This window comes from Streptomyces sp. NPDC001933 (assembly GCF_042890955.1).
Classification (GTDB): Bacteria; Actinomycetota; Actinomycetes; order Streptomycetales; family Streptomycetaceae; genus Streptomyces.
This window is the reverse complement of the sequence record NZ_JBIASS010000066.1, coordinates 1-11,646: the sequence shown is the minus strand read 5'-3', so window position 1 is coordinate 11,646 and position 11,646 is coordinate 1. Positions and strand designations below refer to the sequence as shown.

Sequence of the window (11,646 nt, the reverse complement as noted above, 5' to 3'; positions counted from 1 at the left end):
CAGCGACTGACCCGATCCCCAAAAGAGACGGCGTCGGCCTGAGCCTCTACCGAGTTGTCCGCGAGCTGCAGATACTCATCGCGACCTGGACCGGCACCTGCCCCACCTGTCACCGCGACATGCCAGACCCCGCACCAACATGACCAAGCCCTACTAGTGCTCTGACCGGGAACGTCTGCCGGGTTGCGCCGGTGGCGGGCCAGTCGGTGGGACGGTGTATTCCCATCCGGTCTGCCAGCGGGCCGGGGCTTGGATGAGATCTTCGATGTCGGCACCGGTGAGCAAGCAGTCCAGAGCCCATCGATTGGCCGAGTGGGCGATCAGCAGAATGCGGCTGCCGTCCCACCGGGCGACCAGGTCGCTGAGGAAGTCTTCGGTGGCGGCCAGAACTTCGCGGTAGCTCTGGCCGCCGGGGAACGGCTCGTCGATGTGCCGGCTCCGCAGTGGGGCAAGAGCTGCCTGCGGGCAGCCGTTGAGGCGCCCGTAGTTGCATTCACGCAGGCGGGGATCCTGGTGGATCGGCACTGTGGTGCCCGCGAAGGCGATCCGCGCGGTGTCCACGGCGCGGCGCAGGTCGGAAGTGAACACCGCCGCGATGCCGTCGTTGCGGCGGCGGTCCCCGACTTCCCGGGCCTGCTGGCGGCCGGTCGATGAGAGGACGCCCGGTCGCCAACCGGTGACGATTCCCGCCTCGTTGTCGGTGGTGGTGGCGTGGGTCTCGTAGACGAGCTGTATCGGCATCTTCGCTCTGCCGTTCATAGTCAGGCCGCCTAGAGAGGGCGTCCGCCCCAGCGGAGCCCCTCTCGCTGCGGATGCGGGCACGTTCCTTGCGTTGGGCGGCGAGGACGTCAGACGTCACCGCACATCCAACCGCCCCGACCACCAACTCGGCGAACCTGCGGTCAGAGCACTAGCTCAGGCCGGTGACGGCGAGGGCGGCGACTGCCAGAGCGGCGATGTGGGCGGTTTGATCGACATATGGAGCACCGCTGCCGTGCTTGGCGTACTCGGTCTGGCGCATGAGCTTCATCCATGTCGGTAGCTTCGGATATTCGAGTGTGTGGAATAGGGCTGTAATCCGGCTCTGTTGCGCTTCACACCCCGCTGGCTGGGAAGCTTCGTGCTGCCCCGGTGAGCGAGGGAATCACGGCCGACTCGGCCATCGCACCTTCGCGATAGCCTCTCGCTATGGGTCACGGGGAGGGCGAGGGCGCGCTGGTTCTGGAGGCGCAGGAGATGCTCGCCGCAGGGCAAAGCGACGAGGAGGTCTTCGCCGAGCTGGCCGCGAGGACCGGCAAATGGGGTGTCTGTCTGTTGGCCGTGTGCTTGGCCCTGGGGGTGCCCCGGACTGACGCCGAGGCCCGGCTCCGCGAGGTCGAGCCACTCTTCTCAGACTTCGCGGTGGGTGAGGAGGAGGACCTCGCCTTCGTTCTCACGTTTGGGCACGTCTTCATCGTGGACCGAGTACTTGAGGAACACGAGGAGCGCATCCGCGATCTCTTGGGAACCGCTGCTGGTACCCGCGGAGGCTATCCCGGCGGCCTGCTCGCGTGGTTTCGCACCGGGGAGCTCACGAAGATCTTCCTCTACTTCGCCAAAACCCGGTTTCGGGACGGGCGCGGCTCACCACGCGACTTTTGGGCAGCAATGACCGCGGCTGGCGAACTCCTGGCCAGCCAGGACCGCCCGGACCACGAAGAGGTGACTGCAGGGCTGGAACGATGCCGCACACAGGCTGCGGCCATCAGCGCGAAGTAGCATCGTCATCGACGGACGTCCTCCGCCGGGTAGGCGGCCTGATGGCTCCCCACGGCCCAACGGCCCCGTGCAGGCCAGGCCGAATCCCGTAGCAACGCCCGCGTTCGCTCCCCACAGTCGCCGCATGGCCACCGAGGACGAAAACCCAAGTCAGCCCGACATCACCGCGATGCTCCAAGGCCAAACCAGTGCCTGCGAAGCAGCGAGCGACGCCATCGCCACCAGCGGCGAGGTCATGCTCTACGACGGACAGGCCCCGCACTGGATGGTCTTTGGCATCGCTGCGACAAGGCTGAGGCGGTCGTTGAAGATCGGCCTGATGACCGTCGGCCTTGACGAGACCGTTGAGATCCTCCGCACCCGGCACCGCGATGAGCAGCTGCGTACCGGCAACATCGTCGCAGCAGATCGATCTTGGTTCTTCACCCTGTACTTCGGCGCCACTGGGACCGAGCTCCTGGCGTGCAGCGGCGTCAAGAACGAGCGGCCCTCGCGGGGGGACGGTCAGAAGCTCCAGCTGTAGAGGCCGCCACCCGTATTCGCCGCAGACGCTGCGAGGCGGGCAACGTCCTGCAAGACCACAAGGAGATCATCGTCGGTCATATCGTCGCCGTCCTCAGACCGGAGTCGCGTAGTCCAGCGGGTTGCGAGCTCTTCGAGTTCGGCGGCAGTCGCTTTGCCGAGCGCTCGGGTCAGCCGCTTCGGCAGAGCGAGCACCTCAACGCCATCGTTCAAGGGGGCGGTGACCCACTCCGGCCACGGCCGCCACGCATAGAGCTGCTCAAGCGTCGGGGCCTCGGCCGAAGGCGCCTCGAAGTACATGTCCCACTCGGCGATGGCACTGTCCGGCTCAATAAAATGGCAGGTCACAGACTCAAAGGCCTCACTCGGTCCTCGCAAGCGCGTCGCAGCGGCGGTCTCGTCATCGAGGGCGAGGAAGAACACTATGTCGTGGGCCACCCGAGCATGATGCCAGGCAGTCGAACTGACGCGGGCGCTGCGTATCGGTCTCAGCCCTCTAATCGGCTGGCCACCTCGCCTGCGTAGGCGGTTCTGACGGCTCCCGCTGCCCATCGGTCGGCAGCGGCGGGGCTGATGCCGAGGAGCCGTTCGAGGACGCCCGCCGGCATCGTGGTGCAGATGTCGAGCAGGGCCGCGCAACGACCGGACTCGGAGGGAAGCCCGATCTTTCGGAGTCGGGCGAGGAGGGGCAAGGTCCGGCTTCGGGCGCAGCATCGCGATGACGGTTTTCGTTGACGGTCATGGGGTGGGTGGCGCCGCTGGCGCCCGCGCCGCGGGCGGTGGAGCCCATCTCCGTCACGGGGGTGGCGGTCAGCGCGAGCCCGGCAAGAGCCGAAATACGCCGGTCGGGGTCCCATGCCGAGGCTCCGATTGGCGGGGAGCGTCATTCCACCCACAGAGAACAGTTCGACCCCCACAGAGGAAAGCAGGAGAGCGTCATGAGTATCAGCCACCGCCCCACCGCTGCGGAGGACTTCGCTGGGTACCTGCGTGCCTACCATGCCGATGCCATCGACGGCAGCGACCCGGTCGCGGAGGTCTGGGACCGCTATCACCTGCCCGAGGGCACGCACCAGGTCAACGGCCGGATTTGGGACCGCGAGAAAATCCTGGGCAGCCTCCGCTCCCGGCGTTCCCTCGGGGCGTCGTACGAGCTGTACATCCACGAAGTGACAGTGGAAGGACGCCGCGCCGCAGCCCGGTACACGATCAGCACGCCCATGCTGGGGAAGATCCAGTCTGCTACGGAAGCGGCCGTCTTCGCCGAACTGGCCAAGGACGGGCGGGTGGCCCGTACGATCTCCTTCTCTGCCACCCGGCCCGGCTGGTCGGGACGCGACCGGGACGAGCCGTTCGACAGCGCGGCCCGCCCCGCGCCGGGTACCTCGCCCGCACTGCCGCCCGCCGAGGGAGAGGAGCCGACGCCCGCCCAGGACCCGGCGCACTACCTGCGGGCCTACTACGCGGCCGGGTACGACGTGACGGTGCCGGCCGCCGAGGCGCACGACCGTTTCCACACTCTGGACGCGCTGCACCAGGTCGGGCGAAAGGTGATGCAGCGCTCGGGCGTCTTGAAGGCGCTGGAGGAGGGGCGCAAGCTGGGCCACACCTATCCGGTGGACGTGCACGAGACGCTGCGAGAGGGCAACCGCTTCGCGGCTTGCTACACCACCAGCCGGGACGGGAATCCGGCGCGGCCGCGGGAAGTCTTCGCCTTCGGCGAGTTCGCCCCTGACGGCCGTGTCCGGCCGGTCCGCTTCACGCTCGATCCCGGCTATGAAGTGGCGTAGGGGTCTGAGGAGTCGGCGGGGGCGGTCCGGACGGGGACGAAACAGGTGTTGTCGGCGGGTACGCCTTCGTGCTCGTGGCCGTCGTCGTCCTGGTACCGCCAGGTGAAGCGTAGGCCGTGGGCGGAGGTGATGTCAGGGCTGTCCATGAGTTGGAAGTGCAGATGGGGCTCGGAGGAGTTGCCCGAGTTGCCGCACTCCGCGAGTGGCTGACCGGCCGTCACGTGGTCCCCGACGCCCACTTTCAGCGAGTGGCGCCGCAGGTGCGCGAAGACGGCGTACGCTCCGTTACCCAAGTCGAGGATCAGGTAGTTGCCGAGCAGGTGGCGCGGCAGACCGAGGGAACGCACGAAGCCCTCCGGGAGCACGTAGAGCAGGCCGGCCAGAGAGGTACGCGTCAGGTGGTCGCGCTGGCTGTCAGCGGCGGCGACCACCCGGCCGTCCACAGGCGCGAGCAGCGGTTCACCGAAGGACGGGTAGGACTCGGGGCGCCGCGTCGGCGGCCACAGCCACACGGGTTCCGGAGCCGGGCGGCGGGCCAGGTCGATGGCGTAAGTCTGAGCGAAGTTGTGAGTGTGGCTGGGCACCTTGGTGGATGGCCCGTTACGGGCCATCCAGCGGCCGTTCACGGGGATGTCCAGTGCCAACGGCGGGGCCTCCTCGCTCGGCGGGCGCTGGGCACGCGTCATCGCCCGCCGCATCAGCAGACCTGTCACCAGCAGGGCAAGCCCGACGAGCCATAACGGCCCGATGCCCTTGCCGTTGACGAGGATGCACGCGGCGCCGGCGGCCAGCACCAGGCCGTGGCGTTTCCACAGGGACTGTGGCATGTGGGGGGCCTTTCGATGGGGGACTTACAGGTGGGCGCAGCATTCCAGAGTCCTGGTCTGCCGGCCGGACGGTGCGGTACTCGGTGGACTGGGTGTCATGGGGATCCACGGTCGCACGTCTCTGACCTGGCAAAACAGGATGCCGCGTCAGGTGCTGACACCCACGATCACGATCGTGTCAGCCTCGGGATGCGTTGGTATCGGCTGCGCTACAGAACGCGACAGAGGCCGGAGGATGCGTCGGGCGGCGCTCGGCCCACATACTTACTGAGCGTCTCGGGCTGGTTGCAACCGCTGGCTTCAGGGCCTTGTCTTCATCGTCATGACATCCAGTCGAAGGTCACGGTCCTCGAATGAACGGGAGTTGCGGTTGTGGAGGGTCGGCCGAGCGCTGACTCTCGCCTTCGTTGCTGCGGTCCTGGTCGCGGGCGGCATCTTCTACGGGCTGCTGGTGCTGCTCGATTTCAAGGAGATCGACACCGCCGCCAAGCTCGACGCCAAGACGCTCTTCGATTTGGTGAAGCTCTCCTTCGGGGTGGTCGCCGGGGCCGGTGCGCTCGTCGCCCTGGTCGTCGCCTACCGTCGCCAGCGCGTCGACGAGGCCGGCGCCCACCGCGAGGCCACCAGGCTGCACACGGAGCGCTTCTCCCAGGCCGTCGACAAACTCGGATCCGATTCACCCGCGGTCCGGCTCGGCGGGGTCCATGCACTGGCCGGCCTTGCCGATGACGCCCCCAGCCAAGACCTGCGCCAGACCTGCATCGACGTCCTGTGCGCCTACCTCCAGCTGCCCTTCACCCCCGACCCGGGTGAGGACCCCGCCCACCAGGAGGAGCACCACCACTACCTGGCCTTCCGCAAGGTCCGGCACACGATTCTGCGTCTCATCGGCGACCACTACCGACGCCCCAAGGGAACCCACCGCTCCTGGCAGGGCTGCGACCTCGACCTCACCGACGTCACGATCGACGGCAGCATGGACTTCAGCCGCGCGGTGTTTCCCGAAGGCACAGTGTCCTTCCGCGGCGCGGTGTTCTCCGAAGGCACCGTGTCCTTCCACGAAGCTGAGTTCTCTGGCGGGACGGTGTCCTTCCGCGACGCGACGTTCTCTGGCGGCACAGTGTCCTTGCGCGACGCGACGTTCTCCAGCAGCACGGTGTCCTTCCGCGGCGCTGAGTTCTCCAGCGGCACAGTGGACTTCGGTAACGCGGCCTTCTCCGGCGGCGAGGTGTACTTCAGTCACGCTGCGTTCTCCGGCGGCGAGGTGTCCTTCGGTAGTGCGGCGTTCTCCGGCGGCACGGTGAACTTCGGCAACGCGGCGTTCTCCGGCAGCACCGTGTACTTCGGCAACGCGGCGTTCTCCGGCAGCCCGGTCTCCTTCCGCGGCACGACATTCTCCGGCAGCGTGGTCTCCTTCGGCAGCGCGACGTTCTCCGGCGGCTCGGTCTCCTTCCGCGCCGCGACATTCTCCGGCAGCACGGTCTCCTTCCGCGCCGCGACATTCTCCGGCAGCACGGTCTCCTTCCGCGCCGCGACATTCTCCGGCAGCACGGTGAACTTCGACGCCGCGAGGTTCTCCGGCGGCAGGATGGACTTCGACCGTGCGACGGGTCAGGCCCCCGATGGGCTTCTCGCTGCGGTCGGTACTCCTGCTCCTGCGACGGTCATCCTTTCCCCCGCTTGGTTGCCCTCAAATCCATAGCGCGGAAGGAGGCACCAGTTGGAGAAGGAGGGCACGCTGTCGGGCCGTCCGTACGGCCCTACCCGTCCCAGGCCCGTCTCAGGCTTGCAGATCTAGCACGCCTCGATGCTCGGCTCAGCCAAGGCGATCACCACCTCTTCTCAGGTGAGGAATCCGCCCTCGACCGGATACAGGGCACAGTCCCCGCGGTGCACCAGAGCCGCCGACGACGACCGCTGCGGCTGGATCTTCCACCGCAGCGCGGCGTGCGCCTGCTCCCGACGCCGCCACTCCTGCTGCTCCTCGGAACCGGACGAGCCCGGTGTGGCCGTGTCGTCGGAGGCGCACACGGTCACGTCCATGCCGGCGCCCTCGCAGACGCCGCCCCCGCCGTCGGCGTGCGCGGCCGGGGCGAGGACGCCCGCCAGGACAACGGCCGTGGCCGCCGCCCGCCTCAGCACGGGCGTCCCCCTTCCGGGGTGTAGGTGGTGACCATCCATCCGTTCGGCCACTTCTCCAGCGTGGCCCTGGCGGCGTAGCGCATTGGCTGGTTGGTCGGCAGCGGGATCACTGCCTTCTTCTGGGTGCTGTACTGCTCGTACGCCGACAGGTCGACGCACGTCGTGATGGTCGCTTTCGGCTCTTGGACGTGAGGTCAAGCGCCGTCACGGTCGCGTGCTCCTGCCGGGATTCGCCGCGCACGACCGTCCCTGCCGACTTCATCCGGTCCAGGTCGTTGCGGATGCGGCCGAGCGCGTCCAGCGTGGCGTACTTCTCCAGCCGGGTGCCCTTGGCATCGGCCTTGGCGTACGCCTTCGTCCGCTCCGTCCACATCGCGTCGAACGCGGCGAGCACCGCCGTCTTCTCCGCCGCCTGCGGGTCGGCCGAGGACGTCGCGGGCGCGGGCGTCGAGGCGGCCGAAGGGGCCGCAGACGGCTCTTCACGGCCGTCATCGCCACCGCATCCGGCGAGCAGGGCCGGAGCCCGGCCGGGATGAGGTGCTGCGCGACCTGGCGGGCGGCGTCCGGTTTCAAGGGTGTGGTGCGGCCGACCGCGCGCAGGCGTCCGTCGGCGTCGGTCCGCCCCAGAATGAGGATCTGGGGGTGGGTGAGTGTGCCGGTAACACCGCCGATCAGGGCTTCGGTGGTCTAGCGACGGCACTGGTGAAGGGTCGGTATTTGCAGCGTGCGCAATTCAGCGACACCGGTAGGTGCGCATGCCACCAATGAAGGAAGCGGGGGGTGGGCTTTCGGGCCTGGTTCGACTACGGCTGGTTGGAGGCTGGCCTGGCGAGAGCGAGACGGGCCCAACGTTGCAGCTCCTCTTCGTGGCTGCCTGTCCCTGTCTGCTGGGCGACCGTCGCAGTGTCCTCGGGTGTCGGATCGCCGTTGCGGGAGAGGAGCTCCAGTGGCCAGGCCGGGATGGCGGGCTGCTGGCCGTCGAAGAGATGCCAGTCCCAGGGGCCGTCGAACCGCCAGGCATGCCCGTCATGGTCAACGATTTCGTCGCCTGCCTCGAGGAAGGCGTAGGGGCGGAACAGCAAATCGATGCGAATCGGTTCACCACCGACCGGGTCAAGGGCATATCCCTGGTCCTCGAGCTCGGGATCGTGGGCTTCGCCCTGCCGCAGGATTTCGAGGTAGCAGGCTGGGCGGGGCAGCATGCCGGTCACCAGAGGGGGATCGAAGTGGTGGACGGACGCGACATGCACCACCGTCGGCGCGATTCCCACAAGGCAGGTGTCGCCGGCCTTCATGTCTGTTTCCGCCGGCACGGTACGGAAGTAGGTACGGTCCCAGTCGAAGGCCTCCGGGGTGGGCAGCGCGGTCTCGCCGTTCCAGCAGAAGCTGTGCGCCTCCGGATCGACGTCGTTCCACGGCCACCGTACGGACACGTAGAAGCGAGAGACCGAAGCGACTGTGGTCTCTGTGAGTGGGCATTCGAGCGTCAGCACATCGCCGGTCCGGAACCGGACACCACCTCCGTCCAGGCGGTGCTGGCCCGTAGGCTCTTCTTCCCAGTCACCCATCATGTCCTCCTCGTCAACCGGAGCGATCATCACAGATGGGGATGTGCTGGCCCCTGCAGGGGGTCGCGATGGCCATTCGCTGGCGGTGCACGGGCAGCGTTCTGCCGCCCCTGAGCAAGGCGTGGGCATAAAAGTGCTGCCCGGTCCGGTGAAGGCGTGATCTAGACGATCAAGTCCTATGTCGAGGTGGGCGTCGTGCACTCGTGGTGCTTGCCAAGCCGTCCGGGAGCGCGTCAACTACGGCATCATCAGGCCCCAGAACAGGGCCCAGGGAACGAACACTGTGCTCGTGAGCCCCAGCAGCCCGAGGCGGGCGCGGGTCCGGCCCGTTGCCGAGGACCGGGCCCGCCACCAGCCCATCGCTGTGGCCGCGGCCGCCAGCACCACCCCGGCCGTGAGGAGTTGCAGGAGGAGCCAGAGCACCGGGCGGCCGCCGAGGACCGGGCCGGTGGTCAGTGTCATCGTCACGAATCCGAAGTAGCCGAGGAAGCCGAGTACGGTAGCGAGTCCTGTCGCGGCCAGCCATCGTGGTGCCCGGCCCGCGCCGGGAGCAGCGGGGCGCCGGCGCAGCCGCCGTGCGAGTTCCGCCAGCAGATATGCGGCAAACGAGGCGGCCATGAACACGAAGACGGCGGCCTGTGCCCCGGATGCCTCATATCCGGGGAGCGGGGCCAGAGCGTGACTCTGCCGGGCCTGGCGGGGCAGGGCGTCGTTGGCCCGGTGGCCTTGTCCAGCGACCCAGGACGCCATGGTGTCAACGTAGCCGGGTACGAGTTCCTCGTTCCGTTGAAAGCCGTCGGGTGAGGTATGCAGTTTGTGATCTGCGTGCGGGAAGAAGCGGAGAGTCACGTCGGTATTGCCGCCGTCGCGCAGTGCCTGCTCGATGGCAGTGGCGCTTTCCGCGGGAGGTGACTGCTGGTCGTTGCCCCACAGGGCGAGCACGGGCTGGCGCAGCCGCCGCAGGGTCGGCAGCGGGTCGTAGTCCGCCTCGGGGAACAGACCGGCATCCCTCGTGAGCCGCGTGCCGGTGACCGGTACGGTTCCCAGCAGTGATCCTGAAACGCCTTCGTGCCGGAGCTTGTTGCCCAGGTGCCATGCTTGCTGCCGGGCCGGGGACACCCCGGACGCACCGACCAGCACCACGTAGGAGACCCGCGTCGAGCGCGCGGCGGCCAGCGGAGCCACCCAGCCACCCTCGCTGAATCCCCAGAGCCCGATCTTGCCGGGGTCCACATCGGAACGCCCGCTCAACAACTGGACACCGGCCAGGGCGTCGTCGGCGAGCTGGGCGTAGGACCGCTGGGTGAGCGAATAGCCTGCGGTGCGTTTGTCGTAGCTGAGCACCACGAATCCGGCACGCGCCATCGCCCGGGCCTCGGCCTGGTACTTCGCCCGCGTCTCCGGGCCTGCACCGTGCACCAACACGATCCCGGGCCGCCGCCCCGCCGGCCCGGCGGGCACCGTCACCGTGCCGCGCAGCGTCACCTCCCCACTGCGGAGCTCCACATTCTGCTCGCCGCTCTGCCCGGCTGGCTCCGCCACGGCCGCCCCGACTCCCCCCACAAGGACGGCCAGCGCCGCAACCAGACAGATGACCCACCGCGCCCGCATACCGCTCCCCGATCTCCAAGGATCCCCCGCCCGAAGGCTTCGGGCAGGCCCTCAGCGATCTTGCTGTCTTGGGTGGCTGCGTCCCATACGGCAGGCCCGCCAGCCGTGAAGGGGGCCAGCACCACCCACCACCTGGGGAAATCTGCAGGTACGCCCGATGCGGCCCGCGTGGCGCTGCGGCACGTCAGCATGTCTGCCAGATGACCTGCGCCGTGCTACGAAGATCGTCAGATGCATGACGACAGCCTGGACGCCCTCCTGACCGCGCTCTACGTGAAGATCGATGATGAGCTGAAGGTGGACCGATGGATGGGCCGCCCGCCGCGGCTGACGGACTCTGAACTGATCTGCCTGGCCGTCGCACAGGCGTTCCTCGGCTTCCACTCGGAGGCGCGCTGGCTGCGATACGCGAACGCGCACCTGACCTCGATATTCCCGTACCTGCCCCAACAGTCCGGATACAACAAGCGGCTGCGGGCCGCGTTGCCGTTGGTCAAGAAGGCGATACGGATACTCGCCGCCGACACGGACTTCTGGTTCGACAACCTGGACTCCACCCCGGTGCCGTGCGGCATGTCCAGGCCCACGGTGAAGCGGTCAGTGAGGCTGATCCTTTGGAGTGGACACCCTGACAATGGATCTCGATGGTCCAGGGAGGGATGTCCAGGTGGGGCGCAAGTCTCCGTATCCGGAGGAGTTCAGGAAGGACGCCGTCGCGCTCCATCGTGCCGCGGGCGGCAAGCGCACGGATCTACTTCGCGGACCCGCACAGCCCGTGGCAACGCGGCACGAACGAGAATACGAATGGGTTGCTGCGGCAGTACTTTCCGAAGGGCACGGACCTGTCCCGATGGCAGACAGACGACCTCGCAGCCGTTGCACTCGCCCTCAACAGCCGCCCCCGCAAAACCCTCGGATGGAAAACACCCGCTGAAGCCCTCAACGAACACCTACTCTTGACTCAAGAAGCCGGTGTTGCGACAACCGATTGAGTCCGGGCAATACGCTTCGGCCGCCTTCGCCGAGGTCTGCCGCCGGCACGGCATCCGCCGCAGCATGGGCCGCGTCGGCTCAAGCTACGACAACGCCCTGGCCGAGTCATTCTTCCAGGGCCTCAAGCACGAGTTGCTCCATGGATACCGCTGGACCTCGAAGGCGCACACCCGGCTCGAGCTCTTCCGCTGGATGACGTACTACAACCTCCGCCGCCGCCACTCCGCGCTCGGCTATCTCACACCGGCCGAGTTCGAACAACGACTGATCACGTCACGTACGCTGTCACTCGTCGCATGAAACCCGGTGTTGTTACGCTTTGACGGACACCGTTGGTGTGGTGGTCAGGCTGCGAGTGCGGTCTCGTATTCGGCGGGACTGCGGTAGCCGAGGCTGCTGTGCAGTCGGTGCAAGTTGTACCAGCTCTCGATGAAG

At 67.7% G+C, this 11,646-nt stretch carries 11 protein-coding genes and 3 pseudogenes; 7 read left to right on the top strand and 7 right to left on the bottom strand.

What is annotated here, in order from left to right; all coding sequences use genetic code 11:
• Positions 1–153: 153 nt before the first annotated feature.
• The gene (locus tag ACFYY7_RS44220; RefSeq protein WP_388671766.1) at positions 154–741 is read right to left on the bottom strand and encodes a histidine phosphatase family protein; all 588 of its coding nucleotides are present in this window, start codon (positions 739–741) and stop codon (positions 154–156) included.
• Positions 742–1,188: 447 nt separating this feature from the next.
• Here ACFYY7_RS44220 and ACFYY7_RS44215 point away from each other — a divergent pair, with 447 nt between their 5' ends.
• Together ACFYY7_RS44215 and ACFYY7_RS44210 are read left to right on the top strand one after the other, a co-directional pair.
• Positions 1,189–1,758, top strand: coding sequence for a hypothetical protein (locus ACFYY7_RS44215; protein WP_388671763.1), 570 nt, complete (start codon positions 1,189–1,191; stop codon positions 1,756–1,758).
• 124 nt (positions 1,759–1,882) lie between these two features.
• Positions 1,883–2,281, top strand: a complete 399-nt coding sequence (locus ACFYY7_RS44210; RefSeq protein WP_388671760.1) for a hypothetical protein — start codon at positions 1,883–1,885, stop codon at positions 2,279–2,281.
• Here ACFYY7_RS44210 and ACFYY7_RS44205 read toward each other — a convergent pair.
• A complete protein-coding gene (locus ACFYY7_RS44205; RefSeq protein ID WP_388671757.1) occupies positions 2,263–2,718 on the bottom strand; it encodes a hypothetical protein in 456 nt (151 codons plus the stop codon). The two genes, ACFYY7_RS44210 and ACFYY7_RS44205, sit on opposite strands and share 19 nt — an antisense overlap.
• Before the next feature lie 500 nt (positions 2,719–3,218).
• Here ACFYY7_RS44205 and ACFYY7_RS44200 point away from each other — a divergent pair, with 500 nt between their 5' ends.
• Positions 3,219–4,070: a nuclear transport factor 2 family protein gene (locus tag ACFYY7_RS44200; RefSeq protein WP_388671753.1), complete on the top strand. Its 852-nt coding sequence runs from the start codon at positions 3,219–3,221 to the stop codon at positions 4,068–4,070.
• Here the strand turns inward: ACFYY7_RS44200 and ACFYY7_RS44195 are convergent.
• Complete coding sequence (locus ACFYY7_RS44195; RefSeq protein WP_388671750.1) at positions 4,055–4,897, bottom strand: M23 family metallopeptidase; 843 nt, start codon at positions 4,895–4,897, stop codon at positions 4,055–4,057. The genes ACFYY7_RS44200 and ACFYY7_RS44195 overlap by 16 nt on opposite strands.
• A gap of 370 nt (positions 4,898–5,267) precedes the next feature.
• Between ACFYY7_RS44195 and ACFYY7_RS44190 the strand changes: the two genes are divergently transcribed.
• Positions 5,268–6,599 carry a pentapeptide repeat-containing protein gene (locus tag ACFYY7_RS44190; protein WP_388671747.1) on the top strand — a complete coding sequence of 444 codons (1,332 nt, stop codon included), beginning with the start codon at positions 5,268–5,270 and terminating at the stop codon, positions 6,597–6,599.
• A 140-nt stretch (positions 6,600–6,739) separates the two neighbouring features.
• Here ACFYY7_RS44190 and ACFYY7_RS44185 read toward each other — a convergent pair whose 3' ends face one another.
• From ACFYY7_RS44185 to ACFYY7_RS44170, 4 genes are all read right to left on the bottom strand, one after another.
• Positions 6,740–7,039 carry a hypothetical protein gene (locus ACFYY7_RS44185; protein ID WP_388671744.1) on the bottom strand — a complete coding sequence of 100 codons (300 nt, stop codon included), beginning with the start codon at positions 7,037–7,039 and terminating at the stop codon, positions 6,740–6,742.
• A gap of 106 nt (positions 7,040–7,145) precedes the next feature.
• A complete protein-coding gene (locus tag ACFYY7_RS44180; protein ID WP_388671741.1) occupies positions 7,146–7,433 on the bottom strand; it encodes a hypothetical protein in 288 nt (95 codons plus the stop codon).
• A 409-nt stretch (positions 7,434–7,842) separates the two neighbouring features.
• Entirely contained in the window at positions 7,843–8,640 is a 798-nt protein-coding gene (locus ACFYY7_RS44175; RefSeq protein WP_388671739.1) for a hypothetical protein, read from the bottom strand.
• Positions 8,641–8,844: 204 nt separating this feature from the next.
• The gene (locus ACFYY7_RS44170; RefSeq protein WP_388671736.1) at positions 8,845–10,149 is read right to left on the bottom strand and encodes an alpha/beta hydrolase family protein; all 1,305 of its coding nucleotides are present in this window, start codon (positions 10,147–10,149) and stop codon (positions 8,845–8,847) included.
• Positions 10,150–10,449: 300 nt separating this feature from the next.
• Here ACFYY7_RS44170 and ACFYY7_RS44165 point away from each other — a divergent pair.
• The 3 pseudogenes from ACFYY7_RS44165 to ACFYY7_RS44155 form a co-directional block, all read left to right on the top strand.
• A pseudogene (locus ACFYY7_RS44165) lies at positions 10,450–10,818 on the top strand (IS982 family transposase); the annotation flags it as partial.
• A gap of 146 nt (positions 10,819–10,964) precedes the next feature.
• Positions 10,965–11,210 (top strand): annotated as a pseudogene (locus tag ACFYY7_RS44160) (IS30 family transposase); the annotation flags it as partial.
• A 7-nt stretch (positions 11,211–11,217) separates the two neighbouring features.
• Positions 11,218–11,511, top strand: a pseudogene (locus tag ACFYY7_RS44155) (integrase core domain-containing protein); the annotation flags it as partial.
• Between the last annotated feature and the right edge of the window lie 135 nt (positions 11,512–11,646).

Coding starts and splice junctions, on each gene's coding strand:
- ACFYY7_RS44220 (WP_388671766.1), bottom strand. CDS start 741: ATGCCGATACAGCTCGTCTACGAGACCCACGCCACCACCACCGACAAC.
- ACFYY7_RS44215 (WP_388671763.1), top strand. CDS start 1,189: ATGGGTCACGGGGAGGGCGAGGGCGCGCTGGTTCTGGAGGCGCAGGAG.
- ACFYY7_RS44210 (WP_388671760.1), top strand. CDS start 1,883: ATGGCCACCGAGGACGAAAACCCAAGTCAGCCCGACATCACCGCGATG.
- ACFYY7_RS44200 (WP_388671753.1), top strand. CDS start 3,219: ATGAGTATCAGCCACCGCCCCACCGCTGCGGAGGACTTCGCTGGGTAC.
- ACFYY7_RS44195 (WP_388671750.1), bottom strand. CDS start 4,897: ATGCCACAGTCCCTGTGGAAACGCCACGGCCTGGTGCTGGCCGCCGGC.